The organism is Streptomyces sp. NPDC127097 (assembly GCF_042724075.1).
Classification (GTDB): Bacteria; Actinomycetota; Actinomycetes; order Streptomycetales; family Streptomycetaceae; genus Streptomyces.
On record NZ_JBHXFI010000094.1, the window covers coordinates 1 to 20,343 of the forward strand.

Here is a 20,343-nt window from a genome sequence, read left to right on the forward strand (position 1 = left end):
GGGGGACCCTGTGGGAGAGTAGGACGCCGCCGAACAATTTTTAGAGGAAGCCCCTCGGGAACGAAAGTTCCCGGGGGGCTTTTTCGCGTTTCCGGAGGGATGGAAGTCAATCGACTGGTGGGTGGGAGAGGGATGCCTGGTGGCCCTGGCTTGGTCAGCCCCATCGGTTGCCGGCAGAGAGGCGTGGCTGACGCTCTCTGCCGGCAGCAGACCTTCATTGGCATTCCCTAGCAGGGTTCTTCCACGGCCTGTAGTGGAGCCTTGAGGTGTTGGTCGCCCCCAGTAGGGCGTTGTCGCCCACCGTGTGACGGCATGCCCCTGCCATGCCATGTATCCGGCAGAGATGCCTGCGGGCTCCGTCTCGGACGTAGAGGGCCGAGGGTGAGGAAGGAGCCGGTCTCTACAGACGGCCGGAGGACTTCAGGGTGAGGTAGGCGTCGGCCAGGTCGGGGGCCAGGCGGGACGGGGTGGAGTCGATGACCGTGATGCCGTGGTGGCGGAGGCGGTCTGCGGTGCGGCGGCGGGCGGCGCGGGTTTGTTCCGCGGCGGCGGCTGCGTAGACGGCCTGGGGGGTGTGGCGGCCGGCGGCCATTTCCTCGATGCGGGGGTCGGCCACGGCCGCGACGATGAGTTCGTTGCGTTGGGTGAGGCTGGGGAGGACGGGCAGGAGGGCCTCCTCCACGGGGGCCGCGTCCAGGCCGGTGAAGAGCACGATCAGGGACCGGCGCGGGGTGCGGCGGTGGATGGTGGCGGCCAGGCCGCGGGCATCCGCCTCGACCAGTTCGGATTCGAGGGGAGCCAGGGCTTCGGTCAGGGCCGGGAGGAGGTCGCGGGCCGTGCGGCCCTGGACCGAAGCGCGTATGCGGCGGTCGTAGGCGAGCAGATCCACGCGGTCACCCGCTCGGGCGGCAAGGGCGCCGAGCAGCAGGGCGGCGTCCATGGAGGCATCGAGGCGGGGGATGTCGCCGACGCGGCCCGCCGAGGTACGGCCGGTCTCCAGGACGAGCAGGATGCGGCGGTCGCGCTCAGGGCGCCAGGTGCGTACGGCGAGGTTCTGCCGGCGTGCGGTGGCGCGCCAGTCGATGGAGCGGGTGTCGTCGCCGTGCGTGTAGTCGCGGAGGCTGTCGAATTCGGTGCCCTCGCCGCGGGTCAGGATGCTGGTGCGGCCGTCGAGTTCGCGGAGCCGGGCGAGCTTGGCGGGGAGGTGCTTGCGGCTGGTGAAGGGCGGGAGGACGCGCAGCGTCCAGGGGACGTGGTGGCTTCCCTGCCGGGCTGCCAGGCCGAGCGGGCCATAGGAGCGGACGGTGACGCGGACCGCGTGGTGGTCACCGCGGCGGGTGGGGTGGAGCTTGGTGGTGAGGCGGCGGCGTTCGGCGGCGGGGATGCGCACGGTGTGGCGGGATGCGGGGATGTCCGAACCGGGGTGGAAAGTGCTCGGGGGCCAGGCGTCACGGATCTGGGCGCGCAGGGTGCGGCGGCTCGGATTGGTGAGCGTGAGGTGTGTGTGGGCTTCGCCTGCTAGTCGAACAGTTGTGTCACCGGTTCGGGTGAAATGGAGCTTTCGCACTGGCGCGGCGAGCGCGAGATCGCACAAGATTGCTATCAGCAGGGCGAGTTGGACGGTGAGGATGCCGAGCCAGCTGGGCAGCACGAAGCCGACGAAGAGGGCTCCGCATGCGGAGATGAGGGCGGTGCGTCCGGTGAGGGCCACGGTGTCGTCTCAGCGGGGGACGGGGAGATGAGCGAGCACGGCGTTGATCACGGAGTCTGCGGTGACTCCCTCCATCTCCGCTTCGGGGCGGAGCTGGACGCGATGTCGGAGCGTGGGAAGAGCAAGCGCCTTGACGTCGTCAGGGGTGACATAGTCCCGGCCGGTGAGCCAGGCCCAGGCTCGTGACGTGGAGAGCAGGGCGGTGGCGCCTCGGGGGGAGACGCCGAGAGAGAGCGAGGGGGATTCGCGGGTGGCACGGCAGATATCGACGATATAGCCGGTTACTTCGGGGGAGACAGTGGTCTTGGCGACCGCGTCTCGCGCAGCGTCGAGGTCAGCGGTGGAGGCGACCGGGCGCAGTCCCGCGGCACCGAGGTCGCGGGGACTGAAGCCGGCCGCGTGCCGGGTGAGGATGTCGATCTCGTCGTGGCGGGCGGGGAGCGGCACGGTCAGCTTCAGCAGGAAGCGGTCGAGCTGGGCCTCGGGGAGCGGGTAAGTGCCCTCGTATTCCACGGGGTTCTGGGTGGCGGCCACCAGGAACGGCTCGGGGAGGGGACGGGCTGTGCCGTCGACGGTCACCTGGCGCTCTTCCATCGCTTCGAGCAGGGACGCCTGGGTTTTGGGAGGCGTCCGGTTGATCTCGTCGGCGAGCAGCAGGTTGGTGAAGACGGGACCCGGCTGGAAGGAGAACTCGGCGCTGCGGGTGTCGTAGACCAGCGAGCCGGTGACATCGCTCGGCATCAGGTCAGGGGTGAACTGGACGCGCTTGGTGTCGAGTTCGAGAGCGGCCGACAGGGCGCGAACGAGCAGGGTCTTGGCGACTCCGGGGGCACCTTCGAGCAGCACGTGACCGCGGCAGAGGAGGGCGACGACCAAGCCGGTGACGGCGGGGTCCTGGCCTACAACGGCCTTGGCTATCTCGGTGCGCAGCTCCTCCAGGGAGGCTCGGGCGCGGTCAGCGGTCGGGGTGCTCACGAGGGGCGTGCCTCTCTTGGGAAACGATCGAGGATTCGAGTGCGTCGAGTTGGTCGGCCAGGTGGACCAGGGCCTTGTCGTCCGCGGGGGCCGGGCCAAAGAGCAGGTGGTGAAGGTCTGCGTCGACGCCGGGGGCGGAGGTCAAGTGGGCGTGAAGGGCCGGGAGAAGGACGTCGGGGGTGTGGGCGTGTGTCGGGGACACGCCGATGAGGGGAGCGAGTCGTGTGCGGGTCGCGGAGCGCAGCACGGCCGAGGCCCGGTCGCGGGCATTGGCCTGCTCGTAGAGGCGGGCGTGGCCCTCGGTGGTCTCGGCGGCAGGGACGGTGACCGGGAGCCTTTCCGGCACCAGCGGGCCGAGACGACGGGCGCGCCACACGGCCGCGAGCACGGCGGCGAAGGTGAGTTGGAGCAGGGCCCAGTACCAGCCGGACGGGATGAGATCGAGGAAGCCGCGCTCTTTGTCCTGAGCAGCGGACGGGTCGCTCATGGAGGGGAGGTACCAGACCAGATGCTTGTGCGTACCGAGGAGTTGGAGGGCCAGCGAGGCGTTGCCGTGCTCGGCGAGGTGGTGGTTGTAGAGGAAGTCGGGGGAGCCGAGGAGCACGGTGTCGCGGCCGGTGCGGGGGGCCGGCAGACGCAGCAGAGTGGGCTGGTTGCCGCTGAGGTAGCAGCGATCGGCGCCTTGGACGGACGTGGTGTAACTGCGGCCGCCCAGAAAGGCGTTACCCGCGCGTCGGGCCTCCGGGAGGGAACACGCGGGCCGGCGGGCAGCGAGGCTGGCCGGCGAATCCGTCCGGACGCCGGGGGCGAAGGTTTCGAGGGACGAGGAGTCGGGGGTGAGGAGGACGGTGCGACCGGGGGTGTGGGCGGTCGCGGTGTGCAGGCCCGTCAGCTGATCTTGCGTCAGCATGTCGGGGCGGGTGACGAGGAGTGTGGTGCCGGGGCCGGCCGCCGCCGCGGCTTCCTCGGAAGTGGTCACGACCCGGGTGGAGACGCCGTGAGAGGCCAGGAGTTGGGCGAGGGCCCGGCTTCCGGTCCGGTCGGCGGATCGGGGGTCGAGCCGCCCGTGCTGTTCGCCGGACTGAAGGGCCGCGATCACCATGCCGCTGATGACGAGCAGCAGGAGCGCGAGCAGCGGTCCGCGGGACCGGGTCCACAGGCTGCGAACGGTGGGCGGGAGCGCGGAGGCGTCCGGGGCTGCCGTGGTCATCCGCGGCTCCTGGTCGGGGTGGTGGCCAGGTCGGGCTTGGCGTGTTGCAGGTCGGTGTCGAGGCTGGTCAGAAGGGCGTACGCCGGTTCCGTGCCGGGGCGGCCGCCGTATGTGACGTCGTCGAAGGTGCGTGCCGCGGTACGCAGCCGGCCGGCGTACGCGGGAAGTGCCCAACCCGCCTCGGTGGCCGCCTCGTCGGCGGTGCGGCCCGGGCCGGGGGTGAGCAGGGTCCGTTCTTCGAGGGCGAGGACGAGGGCGCGCATGCGGTCCTGGATCGCCTGGTTCCAGTGGCCCTCGGCGGCGTGCCGGTCGGCGGCCGCTCGGTGTGCGGCGGCGGTGCGGGGGGTGTCGGAGAAGAGCGCGCCGCTGGTGGTCGGGGTGCGGCGCACCGCGCCGAGCCGAAGCCGGAGGGCGACCAGGAGCAGCAGGACGAAGGCCGCGATGACGAGGATCCCGATCCAGCCACCCGGTGTGGCGTCGGCGGCCGCGCTGAAGAGTTCGTTGACGCGTTGCCAGAGCCAGTCGAGGGCACGCTGGACCGGGTTGGGGTCGTGCTGGTGGTACCGCGGATCGGACAGCTCGCGCTCGGCCGCCTCCCGGGCGGGGAGGCGCGGAGTCCGCACCGGTATGTCGTCGTCGGGGCGCGCCATGAGTCGTTCGAGCGCGGCCCCGTTCCCCCCTGTGGTCACCGCATCAGCTTCCCGGAGTGGCGTTGTCGGGGTCTTGCCCGGGGCCTTCGGCCTTGGTGGTCTTGGCCGGGGCGTCCGTGGCGGCCGTGGGCGTGGTGCCTGGCTCGGTGGTCTCCGTGCCGGCGTCGCCCGTCTCGGAGCTGGCTGCCGCGGTGTTGTCCGTGGCGGAGCTGTCGGACGGCGCGCTGTCTGCCGGTGTGTCAGTGGCGGTCGGGGCGGCCGCCGCCGGTGCGTAACCCTGGGCCGGACCCGTGGCAGCGGGAGCGGGGGGTGCCGGGTGCGGGGTGGGGGCGTCGGCGCCGTAGCCGGGGAGGCCCGCGGCGCGGGCGAGTTCGAGGTCGAGTGCCTCGCGGCGGATGCGCTGGTCCATGTACAGGAGCGCGGTGATGCCGGCGCTGATCGGGAAGGTGATGGTGGAGCTGATGACGGCTCCGATGCCCAGCACGATCAGGAACGACCAGCCGGTGGTGCTGCTGGTGCCGTTCGCCCAGTCCATGAGGCTCTCGCCACCGACCAGGAAGGCGACGAGGGTGGCCGGGATCTGGATGATGAACTCGACGATGCCGATCAGGAGGTAGGTGAGGAGCTGGGTGCCCAGCACTCGCCACCAGGCGCCCCGTACGAGCTTCGCGGACCGGCGCAGCGCGGTGATGACGCCCTGCTTCTCCAGCATCAGCGCGGGGGAGGCGAGGCTGTAGCGGACCCACAGCCAGATGGTCACCACGGCGGCGGCCATTCCGCCGAACAGGGTGAGAAGCAGCCCTGCCTCCGCGGAGCCCGAGGCGATGAGGAGGACGCCGGGCGCCACACCGACCGCGAGGATGGCCGTGAGGGCCAAGGGGAGCAGGACGAGCAGGCCGAGCAGGCGCGGGAGTTGGGGGCGTGCGTCGCGCCAGGCATCCCCGGCGGTCACCGAGCGGCCCAGGACGGCACGGCTCACGACCATGGTGAGCAGCCCCGTGGCGATGAGGGTGGCGAGCAGACCGATCACCGAGGTGATGCCGGTGGCGGCGAGCGAATTGCCCAGCTGACGCATGGATTCGCGGAGCGGCGGCAGGTTTTCGCGCGACAGGGCGGGCTCGCGGCCGGCGTCCTGGAACCACAGGCCGGTGACCACGGTGACGGCGGTCTGTGCGACCACCGCGACGATCAGCGAGATGCCGAGGACGGTGCGCCAGTGGGCGCGCATGGTGGCGACCGCGCCGTCGAGTATCTCGCCGACGGCGAGGGGACGCAGGGGGATGACGCCGGGCTTGGCGGCCTGGGGCGTCGGGACCCAGGCGCCGCCCCAGGGAGGCTGCGTGCCCGGGCCCGGAGCGCCGCCCCAGCCGGGCCCGCCGTATCCGGGCCCGGTGGCACGGGTGCGGTCGCCGGGCGTGCCCTGGTCAGGCCGTCCGTGCGGGCCGCTCTGAGCGGGGATGCCGGCGGGGGCCGACCACTGGCCGGCGGGCGGCTGTTCCTTGGACCAGTTCGGTGGGGAGGACTGCCCGGCCGGGCCGGCCGGGTCTGCCTGGGCGGGCTGCTCCTGGGTGCCGCGGGCCGGCTCGTCGGAGGGAGTGGATCCGGGCGAGGCCCAGCCCGGAGAGTTGTTCATCGTCGCTCCTTCTTGCTGCCCGTCCGCCGGGGCGGCGGGGATCCGGGGTCCGCGGTGGCAGTCATCGTGTCATGGCCACCGGCGTTGTGTACCAGGGCCCGGAGTACGAGGGGACCTTCTGTTCGAGGGGCGATCGGCGTCAGACTGAGTGAATGGGCGATCAGTACGAGGTATCCGAGACGGGCGCCGGGGCGCTCACGATTCCGTCGTTGCGTTGGGAGGAGCCGCCGGAGGGGCCCGTATTGGTCCTGCTTGATCAGACGCGGCTGCCGGCGGAGGAGGTCGAGCTGGTCTGCACGGACGTTCCGGCGCTGGTGCAGGCGATCCGGACGCTGGCCGTGCGCGGGGCGCCGCTGCTGGGCATCGCGGGTGCGTATGGCGTCGCGCTGGCCGCGGCACGCGGCTTCGACGTGGAGGAGGCGGTGGAGGCGCTGGCGCAGGCGCGGCCGACCGCGGTCAATCTGGGGTACGGCGTGCGGCGGGCGGGCGGCGCGTACCGCGCGGCGTTCGCCGAGGGCGGGGCTCAGGCCGGGGCGGCCGCGGCGCTGGCCGAGGCGCGGGCCGTGCACGCCGAGGACATCGAGGCCAGCACCCGGATGGCGCAGCACGGGCTGGCGCTGCTGGGCGAGCTGCTGCCGGGCGGCGGTCACCGGATCCTCACGCACTGCAATACGGGTGCCCTGGTGTCCGGGGGCGAGGGCACCGCCCTGGCCGTGGCGCTGGCGGCACACCGGTCCGGTGAGCTGCGCCGGCTGTGGGTGGACGAGACGCGGCCGCTGTTGCAGGGCGCGCGGCTGACCGCCTACGAGGCGTCGCGGGCGGGTATGGCGTACACCGTGCTCTCGGACGGTGCGGCGGGTTCGCTGTTCGCCGGGGGTGAGGTGGACGCGGTGCTGATCGGTGCGGACCGGATCGCGGCGGACGGGTCGGTGGCCAACAAGATCGGCAGCTATCCGCTGGCGGTGCTGGCGCGGTACCACCACGTTCCGTTCGTGGTGGTGGCACCGACCAGCACGGTGGATCTGGAGACCGAGGAGGGGGCGGATATCGAGGTGGAGCAGCGTCCGGGCCAGGAAGTGACGGAGTTCTCGTTGCCGTTTGCGCAGGGGCCCGGGGCGGAGGCCGGCACCGGCATACCGGTGGCGCCGCTGGGCTCACTGGCCTACAACCCGGCCTTCGACGTCACTCCGCCGGAGCTGGTGACGGCGATCGTCACGGAGGCGGGAGTGGTGTGTCCGGTGACCCGGGACGGGCTGGCAGAGGTGTGTTCCACGTCACGATGGAGTAAGTCACGATCAGGTAATGGGATGATGGCCGAATGAAGGGACGCGTCCTGGTCGTCGACGACGACACCGCACTGGCAGAGATGCTCGGCATCGTGCTGCGCGGCGAAGGTTTTGAGCCGTCGTTCGTGTCGGACGGTGACAAGGCCCTTGCGGCCTTCCGTGAGACCAAGCCCGATCTTGTGCTGCTCGACCTGATGCTGCCCGGACGGGACGGTATCGAGGTCTGTCGGCTGATCCGGGCCGAGTCCGGGGTGCCGATCGTCATGCTGACCGCCAAGAGCGACACCGTGGATGTGGTGGTCGGGCTCGAGTCGGGCGCGGACGACTACATCGTCAAGCCGTTCAAGCCCAAGGAGCTGGTGGCCCGGATCCGGGCGCGGCTGCGGCGTTCGGAGGAGCCCACACCCGAGCAGCTGGCGATCGGTGACCTGGTCATCGACGTGGCCGGCCACTCGGTGAAGCGGGACGGGCAGTCGATCGCGCTGACCCCGCTGGAGTTCGATCTGCTGGTGGCGCTGGCGCGTAAGCCGTGGCAGGTGTTCACGCGTGAGGTGCTGCTCGAGCAGGTCTGGGGCTATCGGCACGCCGCCGACACCCGGCTGGTCAATGTCCATGTGCAGCGGCTGCGCTCCAAGGTCGAGAAGGACCCGGAGCGGCCGGAGATCGTGGTGACCGTGCGCGGGGTCGGCTACAAGGCCGGGCCCAGCTGAGATGACCCGGGACGGTTCGACCCCGGAGGGAAAGCGGGGGCGCACCGTCGGCCCGGCGGGTGATATGTCCTTTTCGGGTAGGTTGCTGGCCTGGTTGCTGCGCGGTGGGCAGTTGCTGCCCGACGGCGCGGTGAGCGGGCCGGTCCACCCCCTGCTGCGGCTCTTCAGCCGCTGGGTGCGGCGGCCGCTGCTGCCCGCCCTGCGGCTGTGGCGCCGCAACATCCAGCTGCGCGTGGTGGCGACCACCCTGCTGATGTCGCTCGCCGTGGTGCTGCTGCTCGGTGTCGTGGTCGTCGGGCAGGTCCGTAACGGCCTGCTCACGGCCAAGGCCCAGGCCGCGCAGAGCCAGGCCGCGGGCGGCTTCAGCGTCGCCCAGAAGATGGCGGACGGCGCCGACGACACCCGGTCCGACGAGGGCGCCCGCACCGGCAACCGCGGCACCCAGGACTCCGCGACCTGGCTGACCGGCCTGGTCGAACAGCTCGCCAGTGGTGGCCAGGGCGTCTTCTCCGTCGTGGCGCTCAGCTCCGACTCCGACGAACCGTTCGGCGACTCCAGCCCCGGCACCCGTGGGCCGCGCGCCTCCGGTGATGTCGATCCCGAGCGGAGTGTGCCCGCCGACCTGCGGCGGAAGCTGGACACCAAGGCCGGGACCTTCCGCCAGTACACCCAGATCAAGCGCATCGGGTCGGACGACGGTGATTCGGCGCTCATCATCGGCAAGCGGCTCAACGACGCGAACAGCAATCAGTACCAGCTCTACTACCTCTTCCCGTTCACCCAGGAAGAGGAGTCGCTCAAGCTCGTGACGGGGACCCTCGCGACCGCCGGGGTGTTCGTCGTGATCCTGCTCGGCGCGATCGCCTGGCTGGTGGTCCGGCAGGTCGTCACGCCCGTACGGATGGCCGCGGGGATCTCCGAGCGGCTGGCCGCCGGCCTGCTCCAGGAACGGATGAAGGTCACCGGCGAGGACGACATCGCCCGGCTCGGTGAGTCCTTCAACAAGATGGCGCAGAACCTCCAGGTCAAGATCCAGCAGCTGGAGGAGCTGTCCCGGATGCAGCGCCGCTTCGTCTCCGATGTCTCGCACGAGCTGCGGACGCCGCTGACGACCGTACGGATGGCGGCAGACGTCATCCATGACGCGCGGGACGAGTTCGATCCCGCCACCGCGCGCTCCGCCGAGCTGCTGCGCGGCCAGCTCGACCGCTTCGAATCGCTGCTCGCGGAGCTGCTGGAGATCAGCCGGTTCGACGCCGGTGCGGCCGCGCTGGAGGCCGAGCCGGTCGATCTGCGCGATGTGGTGCACCGCGTCATCGAAGGCGCCGAGCCGCTCGCCGAGCGCAAGGGCACCCGCATCCTGGTGCGCGGCGCCGAACAGCCCGTCATCGCCGAGGCCGATCCCCGCCGGGTGGAGCGGGTGCTGCGCAATCTCGTCGTCAACGCCGTCGAGCACGGCGAGGGCCGCGATGTGGTCGTGCGGCTGGCGTCCGCGGGCGGCAAGAGCGGCGGCGCGGTGGCCGTCGCCGTACGTGACTACGGTGTCGGCCTCAAGCCCGGCGAGGCCACCCGGGTCTTCAACCGTTTCTGGCGCGCGGATCCGGCCCGGGCCCGTACGACCGGCGGTACCGGACTCGGCCTGTCGATCGCCGTCGAGGACGCCCGGCTGCACGGCGGCTGGCTCCAGGCATGGGGCGAGCCGGGCGGTGGCTCGCAGTTCCGGCTGACGCTGCCGCGGACGGCCGGCGAGACGCTGCGCGGATCCCCGATCCCGCTGGAGCCGGAGGACTCGCGGCGCCACCGCGGACTGGACGAGAGCGGGCAGCCGCGTGCCGGATCGGGCCGCAAGGCGTCCACGATCCCCGTGCAGACACGTGCCGCGCAGGGTGACGCGGCCTCCCCCGTACCGGAGCCCAAGGCGGCCCGCCCGGAGGCCGATCCGACGGCGCTGCCCGGCAGTGGTTCCCGGGTGGTGCCGCAGACCGGGGGCGTACGGAGCGAAGCGGCGGCGCGTGGCGACAGCGCGCGCACCGACGAGTCGGTCCGCGAGAGCGGGGCCGAGCAGGAAGCAGGACAGGGCGTGGAGCGGGAAGGCGGGCTGCGTGGACACTGAGCGCGGAGGCGAGCGCGGGGAGGGCACCGGGTCCCGCCCCCGTGCGCGCAGGGGAGCCGGGCCGGCGCGGAAGTTTCTGCTGCTCGGCTGTGCGGCGGTGCTGCTGGCCGGCTGCGCGTCGATGCCGGACGGCGGGGAGGTCACCTCGGTCGACCAGTCGCCGCGCTCCGAAGGGGAGTCGCAGGTCCGGGTCTACGGCGTGCCCCCGCAGGACGGGGCCCAGCCCACGAACATCGTGCGCAGCTTCCTCGACGCGACCACCAGCGACGAGGCGGATTTCCGTACGGCCACCCAGTATCTGGCCAAGTCGGCGAAGCGGACCTGGCGGCCGTTCCAGGCCACCAATGTGCTCCAGGAGCGTCCGAAGGCGGAGCCGAAGACGCAGCCCAACCGCGAGGACGCCAACGGCTACACGGTCACGCTCTCCGGCAGCCAGGTGGCGACGGTGGACGACAGCCACGCCTATACGCCGGAGGAGAAGCCGTACCGCCGGACGATCCACCTCATCAAGGAGGGCGGACAGTGGCGTATCGACCGGCTGCCCAACGGGCTGGTGCTCGGGCTGTCCGACTTCCAGCGCATCTACCGTTCGGTCAACAAGTACTACTTCGCCTCCTACCAGTCGGAGTCGCAGGAGCCGAAGGCGAGCCGGAACGTGCTCGTCGCGGACCCGGTCTATCTGCGGCAGCGGATAAAGCCGATCACGGCCAGTGTGGAGGCGCTGCTGTCCGGGCCCACCGACTGGCTGAATCAGGTGACGACTTCGGCGTTCCCGTCCGGCACCCGGCTCGCCGCGAGCGATCTGGCGCTGGACGACTCCAACGCGCTGCGGGTCAAGCTCAGCAAGCAGGCGGTGAGCACGGACACCGCCCAGTGCAAGCGGATGGCGGCTCAGCTCTTCTTCACCGTCCAGGACAAGACGCGGGCTTCGAAGGTCAGCGAGGTGGAGCTCCAGGACAACAGCGGCAACTCGCTGTGTGAGCTGTCCCAGGAGCAGGCCGAGCGCGACTTCTCCCCGTCCCCCGGCACCGGACGCGCCGACAAGGAGTACTTCATCGACGCCGATAACAAGGTCGTCGCCATGTCGGACTCCGCGACCGAACCGACGCCGGTGCGCGGACCGTTCGGAACGGGCCACACCCCGCTGCGCTCGATCGCCGTCTCGCGCGGTGAGGACACCGTGGCCGGGGTGTCGAGCGACGGCCGGTCGCTGTATGTGGCCGGTATGGAGGACGAGGTCAAACGCGGTGAGCCGCTGCTGACCAGCTCCGGCCCGGCCAAGGGCGCCGACGGGGGACTGACCGCGCCGAGCTGGGACGGGCTGGGCGATCTGTGGATCGCGGACGGCGCCGCGCACGGCTCGCGGCTGCTGCGGATGCGCGAGGGCAAGGGCGACCCCGAAGAGGTGGCGGTGCCCGGCCTCGACGGGCGGCGGATCAAGGCGATCAAGGTGGCCGCGGACGGGATCCGGATCGCGCTCCTGGTGGAGGACAAGGGGCGTACGACGCTCCAGCTCGGCCGGGTGGAGCGGGGCGGAAGTTCGGCGCATCCGGAGCTCTCCGTGCAGGAACTGCGTCCGATCGCACCGCAGTTGGAGGACGTGGTGGCCGCGTCCTGGGCCGGCGGCAGCCGGCTGGTGGTGGTCGGACGGGAGTCCGGCGGGGTGCAGCAGATGCGGTTCATGGAGACCGATGGTTCGGCGTCCAACGCGCAGACGCTGCCCGGCGTCAACGGTGTCAAGTCGGTGGCCGCTTCGGAGGACGAGGCCAGGCCACTGATCGCCGACGCCACGGAGGGCATCGTGCGGCTGCCCCTGGACGCGAACTGGAAGACCGTGGCGAAGGACGGGACGGCGCCGGTCTATCCCGGGTGACGCGGAGGGCGCGGGCCCCGGTACGCCGCGGACGAGGTGAGCGCGGGGCCGGGGAGTGCGGCGGGCCCGGCCTGCCGTGACGCCTCCGTGCGGCTGATCCACGTGGACCGCGGCCGCGGTTATCCACAGGGGTGGTGGCCGGGCGGGAACGGCGGGACAGTGGAGTCATGCAGGGGGTGTGGCGCGAACTGGCCGGTCTCGTGCTGCCGGTCGACTGTGCGGGGTGTGGTCGGCCGCGTACGGAACTGTGTGCCGAATGCCGTCGGGTGCTGGCGCGGGACGGGCGCGGGGCGCGGCGGGTACGACCGTGGCCGGAGCCCGTGGGACTGCCCCGGGTGCGGGCGGCGACGCCGTACGCCGACGAGGCGCGGGCGGTGCTGCTGGCACACAAGGAGCGGGGTGCCCTGCGGCTGGCCGGGCCGCTGGGGGCGGTGCTGGCCGGGGCCGTGCGGGGGCTGCGGGCCGGCGGCGGACCGCTGCTGCTGGTGCCCGTGCCGTCGGCACGAAGATCGGTGGCGGGGCGCGGGCACGATCCGGTGCGCAGGATCGCGCTGGCGGCGGCCGGGGAGCTGCGGCGGGCGGGACGGGGTGCCCGGGTGCTGGCGGTGCTGCGGCAGCGTCGCGCGGTGGCCGACCAGGCGGGGCTGAGCGCCCGGCAGCGGCTGGCGAATGTCGCCGGTGCACTGGAGGTGCGGGCCGGGGCGGAAAGGCTGCTGACGGCGCAGCCAGCGGTGCTGGTGGACGACCTGGTGACGACGGGGGCCACGCTCGCCGAGGCGGCGCGGGCGGTCACGGCGGCCGGCGGACGGGTGGCCGGAGCCGCGGTGGTGGCGGCGCCGAGCAGTGCTTTCGAGTTCAACGGGGCGCGAAGCGAGGCATTACCACGACGCAGGTAGCCGGGGAGGAAAAGTCACCCAAATGGAGCCGACGGCTCCGAGGGGGTGCCGACATCCGTCCGGGAGAGCTATGTTCGGTTGTGAGGACTTGGCGAGTGTTTTGCCTCGAATGTCGCGATCAATGCGTTCAGGGGCTTTTTCGGCGACCCTGAAAACGGGGGGAGTGGAGAGCTTGTCGTCGGGGGAGGAGGAGGTGAAAGTCGCCAAGTCCGAGGCTTCGGCAACCACCGGAGCCTGGTGCAAGAAGGAATTGCTCCGCTTGAAGAGCGGAGCGATCCGGGAACGGAGTTCTGCGTGGACATCGTCGTCAAGGGCCGCAAGACCGAGGTGCCCGAGCGGTTCCGCAAGCACGTGGCCGAGAAGCTGAAGCTGGACAAAGTCCAGAAGCTCGACGCCAAGGTGATCAGCCTGGACGTCGAGGTGTCCAAGGAGCCCAACCCGCGGCAGGCCGACCGTTCCGACCGAGTGGAGATCACCCTTCGCTCCCGTGGCCCGGTGGTCCGGGCCGAGGCGGCCGCAGCCGACCCGTACGCCGCGCTGGATCTGGCAACCGCCAAGCTCGAGGCGCGTCTGCGGAAGCAGCACGACAAGCGCTACTCGCGTCGCGGCAACGGCCGCATTCCGGCGAGTGAAGTCGCGGTCACCGTGCCCGACGCCGCAAGCCTGAACACCAACGGCGAACTCGCCGCCGAGGCCGAGCAGAAGGTGCCGACCACCAGGATGGGGTCGATCGACGTCCAGGGTGAAGGGCCCCTGATCGTCCGCGAGAAGACCCACTCGGCCGCGCCGATGCATCTCGACCAGGCGCTCAACGAGATGGAGTTGGTCGGACACGACTTCTACCTCTTCGTCGACGCCGACACCAAGCTGCCGAGCGTCGTCTACCGGCGGCACGCATACGACTACGGAGTCATCCACTTGAACCCCGACTTGTTCGGGGAGGAGGAGCCCGGCGGCGCAGGCGGCGCGCTGGGCGGCTGAGCCCCACCCGCTCGGTGCCCCCGGCGTACGCCGGGGGCACCATCGTGCCCGGAGAGAGCAGGAGTTGAAGCCGTATAGTGTTTGTGCCGGCCAGGGAGTACGGGGACGCGAAACGGCGACGAGCCGGGGAGACAGTCGTATGGCATTGATCGGGCCGGCCGCACGGGGCTGTTGTCAACCAGCCTTATTTCCAAGCTCCGGCCTCTCGGCCGAGTAGTTGACGGGGAGGATCAATGGGGGACAGTTTCGGGCCCGTGCGCGACGCCGCGGATGATGACCACAGCGGGGCCGGGGGCGATGACGGGGCCGGCCGGGCCGTAAGCGTGCCGCGCAAGGAGCCGATCCGGGTCCTGGTCGTGGATGATCACGCACTCTTCCGGCGGGGCCTGGAGATCGTTCTGGCCCAGGAGGAGGACATCCAGGTCGTCGGCGAGGCGGGGGACGGCGCGGAGGCGGTCGACAAGGCCGCGGATCTGCTGCCCGACATCGTGCTGATGGATGTCCGGATGCCCAAGCGCGGTGGGATCGAGGCGTGCACCTCCATCAAGGAAGTGGCTCCCAGCGCCAAGATCATCATGCTCACGATCAGCGACGAAGAGGCCGATCTCTACGATGCGATCAAGGCCGGCGCCACCGGCTATCTCCTCAAGGAGATCTCCACCGACGAGGTGGCGACCGCGATCCGCGCCGTGGCGGACGGCCAGTCGCAGATCAGCCCGTCGATGGCGTCCAAGCTCCTGACGGAGTTCAAGTCGATGATCCAGCGGACGGACGAGCGCAGGCTGGTGCCCGCGCCCCGGCTCACCGACCGTGAGCTGGAGGTCCTCAAGCTGGTCGCCACGGGCATGAACAACCGCGATATCGCCAAGGAACTCTTCATCTCCGAGAACACGGTGAAGAACCACGTCCGCAACATCCTGGAGAAGCTTCAGCTGCACTCCCGGATGGAGGCGGTGGTCTACGCGATGCGGGAGAAGATCCTCGAGATCCGTTGAGCGGGCCGGCCGGGGTGAGTGATCCGGCGCCGGGCCCTCCGGTGTGCCGGTGGCCGGGGGCGGTGTGCGCCCCCGGAGCCGTCGGCCGGCGGTATCTAGTCACCCATGTGGGTGAGTTCTGAGCGCAGGGCGGCGGCCAGCTTCCCGTCGTCGCAGCGGTCGACGCGTACGGAGTCACAGCCGACCCAGTCCGCGGCCTCCCGGAGGGCCCGGGCCATCGGGGCGACCGCCTTGGGGCCCTGCATCGAGACCTGGCGGGCCACGAGGGTGGTGCCCTCGCGGGCCGGGTCCACCCGGCCCATCAGCCGGCCGCCCGCCAGCAGGGGCATCGCGAAATAGCCGTGTATCCGCCGGGGACGGGGGACATACGCCTCCAGGCGGTGGGTGAATCCGAAGATCCGTTCCGTGCGCGGCCGGTCCCAGATCAGCGAGTCGAAGGGCGACAGCAGGGTCGTGCGGTGCCGGCCGCGGGGCGGGGCGGCCAGTGCGGCGGGGTCGGCCCAGGCGGGCTTTCCCCAGCCCTCGACCTCGACCGGGACCAGTCCGGAGTCCGCGACGACGGCATCGACCTGCTCGGCCTTGAGGCGGTGGTAGTCGGCGAGGTCGGCGCGGGTGGCGACGCCCATGGCGGCCCCGGCCTGGGCGACCAGGCGGCGGAGGCACTCGGCGTCGTCCAGATCGTCGTGCAGCAGGGCATCCGGGACGGCGCGCTCGGCGAGGTCGTAGACGCGCTTCCAGGCGCGGCGTTCCGTACAGACCACCTGGCCGGTGTCGAGCAGCCACTCCACTGCGATCTTGGTCTCGGACCAGTCCCACCACTCCCCTCCGTTGCGGCCGCCGCCCAGCTCCGAGGTGGTCAGCGGGCCGTCGGCCGTCAGGCGGTCCAGGACGGCGGCGCAGGAGCGCTCGGAGTCCTCCATGACATGCCAGCGGTGACCCTTGGCGCGCCGGGCGCGGCGGCGGAAGGCGAAGTGCGGCCACTCCTCGATGGGCAGGATGCAGGCGGCGTGCGACCAGTACTCGAAGCTGTGGGGCCGTGCCGCAGGCGCGCCGGCAGGAGCCGTGGTCCAGTAGGCGGCCTCGACGGCGGGGCGGCCGACGGCACCGAGCCGGGCGTACGGCACCAGCTCATGGGAGCGGGCCAGCACCGAGATGGTGTCGAGCTGCACCGCGCCCAGATGCCGCAGCACCCCGCGCACCCCCGCCCGGCGGTCCGGGGCACCGAGCAGGCCCTGGGCGCGCAGCGCCATGCGCCGGGCGTCGTCGCGGGACAGGGCGGTCACGGGCGGGGGCTGCGGTGCTCGCTGCGTCACGGCGGTCATGCGGGAAAGCGTAGGGGTGGGCACTGACAATGGCCCCTGACCTGCGAGGACTGGTGGTGGCGACGGTGGCCCGGCCCGGCCGGAGGGGGCGCGGCGGGTGTGGAGGGCGTGGCGCGGCCCGTGCCCGGACGGTGCTCAGCCGGGGTACGGCAGATACGGGGTCGTGTCCCGGGCGGCCGGACCCAGGGAGCCGGACGGGCCGGGCTGCCCGGCCAGGTCGGCGAGGTCGGACGGGAGCAGGGAGCCGATCCAGACGTCCCGGCGGGTGCCTCCGCGCACCAGATGGGCGCGCAGGGTGCCCTCCATATGGAAGCCGAGTCTGCGAGCCACCGCCCGGGAGCCTTCGTTGCCGGCCTCCGCGTGCCACTCCAGGCGCTCCACCCCCAGCTCGCGGAAGGCCCAGCGCAGCACCGCGCGGCCCGCTTCGACGGTGTACCCGCGGCCGCGCTGCTCCTTGGCGGTCCAGTAGCCCAGCTCGGCCTGCCGTTCGGGGGTGTGGAGCCGGCCGAGGCTTACCAGGCCCATCGCGCCCACCAGGGAGCCGTCCGCCCGGGAGACCACGGCGAAGTTGTAGGTGGTGTTGTCGCGCCAGCCGTCGGGCACGATCGTGCCGACGAAGTGTTCCGCATCCGCGACGCCGTACGGTGAGGGGACGCTCGTCCAGCGCGGGATGTCGGGCTCCTGGCACGCGGCGTGCACCGCCGGCGCGTCGGAGGGTTCGAAAGGGCGCAGCACGAGGCGCTCGGTGGTGAGGGTGACGGGCTCCATGACGTGAGTCTGCTGGCTCGCCGAAGTCATGGCGACGGGTTTTCGGCGTGATTCCGGCACCGGTCCGGCACCTTCTCGCGGCGTCGTGCGTTCACGTGGGGAAGGGACAGCGGGGTTCGCTGCGGCGTACCTCCCGGCCCGGCAGCGTCCTCCTTTACGATGGCCGTTGCGGCGGGGCCTGCCCCCTTGGAAAAATGCCGCGCCCGCGCACTCGACCGTGCAGGCCCGACCGGCAAGGAGACCAGCCCAAGTGTCCGTCTTGACGAAGATCATGCGTGCAGGCGAAGGAAAGATCCTGCGCAAACTGCACCGCATCGCGGGCCAGGTCAATTCCATCGAGGAAGACTTCGCGGCGCTCTCCGACGCGGAGCTGCGTGCCCTTACGGATGAGTACAAGGAGCGCTACGCGGACGGCGAGAGCCTCGACGACCTGCTGCCCGAGGCGTTCGCCACGGTCCGTGAGGCCGCCAAGCGCGTGCTCGGCCAGCGGCACTACGACGTCCAGCTGATGGGTGGCGCGGCCCTTCACCTCGGGTACGTCGCCGAGATGAAGACCGGTGAGGGCAAGACCCTGGTCGGTACCCTCCCGACGTATCTGAACGCGCTGTCCGGCAAGGGCGTCCACCTGATCACGGTCAACGACTACCTGGCCGAGCGCGACTCCGAGATGATGGGCCGGGTCCACAAGTTCCTGGGCCTGACCGTCGGTTGCATCCTCGCCGACATGACGCCGGCCCAGCGCCGCGAGCAGTACAACTGCGACATCACCTACGGCACGAACAACGAGTTCGGCTTCGACTACCTGCGTGACAACATGGCCTGGTCGCAGGACGAACTCGTCCAGCGGGGCCACAACTTCGCGGTCGTCGACGAGGTCGACTCGATCCTCGTCGACGAGGCCCGTACGCCGCTGATCATCTCCGGCCCGGCGGACTCGGCCACCAAGTGGTACGGCGACTTCGCCAAGTTGGTGCGCCGCCTGAAGCGGGGCGAGGCCGCCAACCCGCAGCGCGGCATCGAGGAGACCGGCGACTACGACGTCGACGAGAAGAAGCGCACCGTCGGCATCCATGAGTCCGGCGTCAGCAAGGTCGAGGACTGGCTCGGTATCGACAACCTGTACGAGTCGGTGAACACCCCGCTCGTCGGTTACCTCAACAACGCGATCAAGGCCAAGGAGCTCTTCAAGAACGACAAGGACTATGTCGTCATCGACGGCGAAGTCATGATCGTCGACGAGCACACCGGCCGTATCCTCGCCGGCCGCCGCTACAACGAGGGCATGCACCAGGCCATCGAGGCGAAGGAAGGGGTGGAGATCAAGGACGAGAACCAGACGCTCGCCACGATCACCCTCCAGAACTTCTTCCGTCTCTACGACAAGCTCTCCGGCATGACCGGTACGGCCATGACCGAGGCCGCCGAGTTCCACCAGATCTACAAGCTCGGTGTCGTCCCGATCCCGACGAACCGCCCGATGGTCCGTGTGGACCAGGCGGACCTGATCTACCGCACCGAGACCGCGAAGTTCGACGCGGTCGTCGAGGACATCGTCGAGAAGCACGGGAAGGGCCAGCCGATCCTGGTCGGCACCACCTCGGTCGAGAAGTCCGAGTACCTCTCCCAGCAGCTCAACAAGCGCGGTGTCGCCCATGAGGTGCTCAACGCCAAGCAGCACGACCGTGAGGCGCCGATCATCGCGCAGGCCGGCCGCAAGGGCGCGGTGACGGTCGCCACGAACATGGCCGGCCGTGGTACCGACATCAAGCTCGGCGGCAACCCCGACGACCTCGCCGAGGCGGAGCTGCGCCAGCGCGGCATGGACCCGGTCGAGCACGTCGAGGAGTGGGCGGCCGCGCTGCCCGCCGCCCTGGAGCGCGCGGAGGCCGCGGTCAAGGCGGAGTTCGAGGAGGTCAAGGAGCTCGGCGGGCTCTACGTCCTGGGCACCGAGCGGCATGAGTCGCGGCGGATCGACAACCAGCTGCGCGGTCGTTCCGGCCGTCAGGGTGACCCCGGCGAATCGCGGTTCTACCTGTCCCTGGGCGACGACCTGATGCGGCTGTTCAAGGCGCAGATGGTCGAGCGCGTCATGGCGATGGCCAACGTCCCCGACGACGTGCCGATCGAGAACAAGATGGTGACCCGGGCGATCGCCTCCGCCCAGTCGCAGGTCGAGCAGCAGAACTTCGAGACGCGGAAGAACGTCCTGAAGTACGACGAGGTGCTCAACCGCCAGCGCGAGGTCATCTACGGCGAGCGCCGCCGTGTCCTGGAGGGCGAGGACTTGCAGGAGCAGGTCACGCACTTCATGGAGGACACCATCGACGCCTACATCCACGCGGAGACCGTCGAGGGCTTCGCCGAGGAGTGGGACCTGGACCGCCTGTGGGGCGCGTTCAAGCAGCTCTACCCCGTCAAGGTGACCATCGAGGAGCTGGAGGAGGAGGCCGGCGACCGGGCCGGCATCACCGCCGAGTTCATCGCCGAGGCCATCAAGGACGACATCCGCAAGCAGTACGCCGCCCGTGAGGAGCAGCTCAGCTCGGATGTGATGCGGGAGCTGGAGCGCCGGGTCGTGCTGTCCGTCCTGGACCGCAAGTGGCGTGAGCACCTCTACGAGATGGACTACCTCCAGGAGGGCATCGGCCTGCGGGCGATGGCCCAGAAGGACCCGCTGGTCGAGTACCAGCGCGAGGGCTTCGACATGTTCACCGCGATGATGGAGGGCATCAAGGAGGAGTCCGTCGGCTACCTGTTCAACCTGGAGGTCCAGGTCGAGCAGCAGGTCGAGGAGGTCCCGGTGCAGGAAGCGGTGGAGCCGGCCGCGCTGGACAAGGGCGCCGGCGAGGGCGTGCCCGCCGCCGCGGTACGCCCGGAGATCCACGCCAAGGGCCTGGAGGCGCCGCAGCGTCCGGACCGGCTGCACTTCACCGCGCCCAAGGTGGACGGCGACGGCAGTGTCATCGAGGGCGACTTCATCAGCGACGAGGAGGCGGGCCCGGCCCGTTCCGAGGCGGACGGTCTGACCCGCGCCGAGCGGCGCAAGGCGCAGAAGAGCGCCGGGCGCCGCCGCAAGAAGTAACGGAGCGCTGACGCGGCTCGGGCACGGGGTGCCCGGGTCGCGGCGCGGAGGGGGCCCCCGCCCGGGGGCGGGGCGGGGGGGCCGGGAGGCGGGGGGTGTCCGGGAACCAACGGGCGGCCCGGTGGGCCCCGCCCCCTC

Annotated in this window: 15 protein-coding genes; 8 read left to right on the forward strand and 7 right to left on the reverse strand. The window is 71.1% G+C overall.

The genetic code is table 11. The features are described from left to right. Window positions 1-400: 400 nt before the first annotated feature. The 5 genes from ACFWJW_RS36415 to ACFWJW_RS36435 are packed head-to-tail and all read right to left on the reverse strand — an operon-like array spanning window position 401 to window position 6,179. Window positions 401-1,711 (reverse strand): DUF58 domain-containing protein, encoded by a 1,311-nt coding sequence (locus tag ACFWJW_RS36415; protein ID WP_387249318.1) that lies wholly within the window; start codon window positions 1,709-1,711, stop codon window positions 401-403. A gap of 9 nt (window positions 1,712-1,720) precedes the next feature. Beyond that, the gene (locus tag ACFWJW_RS36420; protein ID WP_387249320.1) at window positions 1,721-2,686 is read right to left on the reverse strand and encodes an AAA family ATPase; all 966 of its coding nucleotides are present in this window, start codon (window positions 2,684-2,686) and stop codon (window positions 1,721-1,723) included. After that, complete coding sequence (locus ACFWJW_RS36425; RefSeq protein WP_387249322.1) at window positions 2,667-3,896, reverse strand: DUF4350 domain-containing protein; 1,230 nt, start codon at window positions 3,894-3,896, stop codon at window positions 2,667-2,669. Before ACFWJW_RS36425 ends, ACFWJW_RS36420 begins: the two co-directional genes overlap by 20 nt. After that, entirely contained in the window at window positions 3,893-4,585 is a 693-nt protein-coding gene (locus tag ACFWJW_RS36430; protein ID WP_387249324.1) for a DUF4129 domain-containing protein, read from the reverse strand. Before ACFWJW_RS36430 ends, ACFWJW_RS36425 begins: the two co-directional genes overlap by 4 nt. Window positions 4,586-4,589: 4 nt before the next feature. Beyond that, window positions 4,590-6,179, reverse strand: a complete 1,590-nt coding sequence (locus tag ACFWJW_RS36435; protein ID WP_387249326.1) for a hypothetical protein — start codon at window positions 6,177-6,179, stop codon at window positions 4,590-4,592. A 152-nt stretch (window positions 6,180-6,331) separates the two neighbouring features. Between ACFWJW_RS36435 and mtnA the strand changes: the two genes are divergently transcribed. The 7 genes from mtnA to ACFWJW_RS36470 all read left to right on the forward strand — a co-directional run bounded on the left by mtnA (window position 6,332) and on the right by ACFWJW_RS36470 (window position 15,033). Further along, a complete protein-coding gene (gene mtnA / locus ACFWJW_RS36440; RefSeq protein ID WP_387249328.1) occupies window positions 6,332-7,501 on the forward strand; it encodes an S-methyl-5-thioribose-1-phosphate isomerase in 1,170 nt (389 codons plus the stop codon). Next, window positions 7,498-8,175 carry a two-component system response regulator MtrA gene (mtrA, locus tag ACFWJW_RS36445; protein WP_042155333.1) on the forward strand — a complete coding sequence of 226 codons (678 nt, stop codon included), beginning with the start codon at window positions 7,498-7,500 and terminating at the stop codon, window positions 8,173-8,175. The genes mtnA and mtrA overlap by 4 nt, the downstream gene beginning before the upstream one ends. Before the next feature lie 64 nt (window positions 8,176-8,239). Continuing rightward, entirely contained in the window at window positions 8,240-10,288 is a 2,049-nt protein-coding gene (gene mtrB / locus ACFWJW_RS36450; protein ID WP_387249332.1) for an MtrAB system histidine kinase MtrB, read from the forward strand. Then, the gene (locus ACFWJW_RS36455; protein ID WP_387249334.1) at window positions 10,278-12,161 is read left to right on the forward strand and encodes an LpqB family beta-propeller domain-containing protein; all 1,884 of its coding nucleotides are present in this window, start codon (window positions 10,278-10,280) and stop codon (window positions 12,159-12,161) included. Before mtrB ends, ACFWJW_RS36455 begins: the two co-directional genes overlap by 11 nt. Before the next feature lie 167 nt (window positions 12,162-12,328). Further along, the gene (locus ACFWJW_RS36460) at window positions 12,329-13,057 is read left to right on the forward strand and encodes a ComF family protein (protein ID WP_387249336.1); all 729 of its coding nucleotides are present in this window, start codon (window positions 12,329-12,331) and stop codon (window positions 13,055-13,057) included. A 294-nt stretch (window positions 13,058-13,351) separates the two neighbouring features. Continuing rightward, window positions 13,352-14,038 carry a ribosome hibernation-promoting factor, HPF/YfiA family gene (gene hpf, locus ACFWJW_RS36465; protein ID WP_042155330.1) on the forward strand — a complete coding sequence of 229 codons (687 nt, stop codon included), beginning with the start codon at window positions 13,352-13,354 and terminating at the stop codon, window positions 14,036-14,038. Window positions 14,039-14,271: 233 nt separating this feature from the next. Beyond that, complete coding sequence (locus tag ACFWJW_RS36470) at window positions 14,272-15,033, forward strand: response regulator (RefSeq protein WP_387249338.1); 762 nt, start codon at window positions 14,272-14,274, stop codon at window positions 15,031-15,033. Between the two features lie 95 nt (window positions 15,034-15,128). On the opposite strand, the gene ACFWJW_RS36475 is transcribed toward ACFWJW_RS36470, so the two are convergent. Both ACFWJW_RS36475 and ACFWJW_RS36480 read right to left on the reverse strand, forming a co-directional pair. After that, on the reverse strand, window positions 15,129-16,355 hold the full coding sequence (locus ACFWJW_RS36475) for a winged helix-turn-helix domain-containing protein (RefSeq protein WP_387249342.1): 1,227 nt from the start codon (window positions 16,353-16,355) through the stop codon (window positions 15,129-15,131). 135 nt (window positions 16,356-16,490) lie between these two features. Beyond that, entirely contained in the window at window positions 16,491-17,123 is a 633-nt protein-coding gene (locus ACFWJW_RS36480) for a GNAT family N-acetyltransferase (RefSeq protein WP_387249344.1), read from the reverse strand. 250 nt (window positions 17,124-17,373) lie between these two features. Here ACFWJW_RS36480 and secA point away from each other — a divergent pair, with 250 nt between their 5' ends. Beyond that, the gene (gene secA, locus ACFWJW_RS36485) at window positions 17,374-20,205 is read left to right on the forward strand and encodes a preprotein translocase subunit SecA (RefSeq protein ID WP_387249346.1); all 2,832 of its coding nucleotides are present in this window, start codon (window positions 17,374-17,376) and stop codon (window positions 20,203-20,205) included. Window positions 20,206-20,343 lie beyond the last annotated feature (138 nt).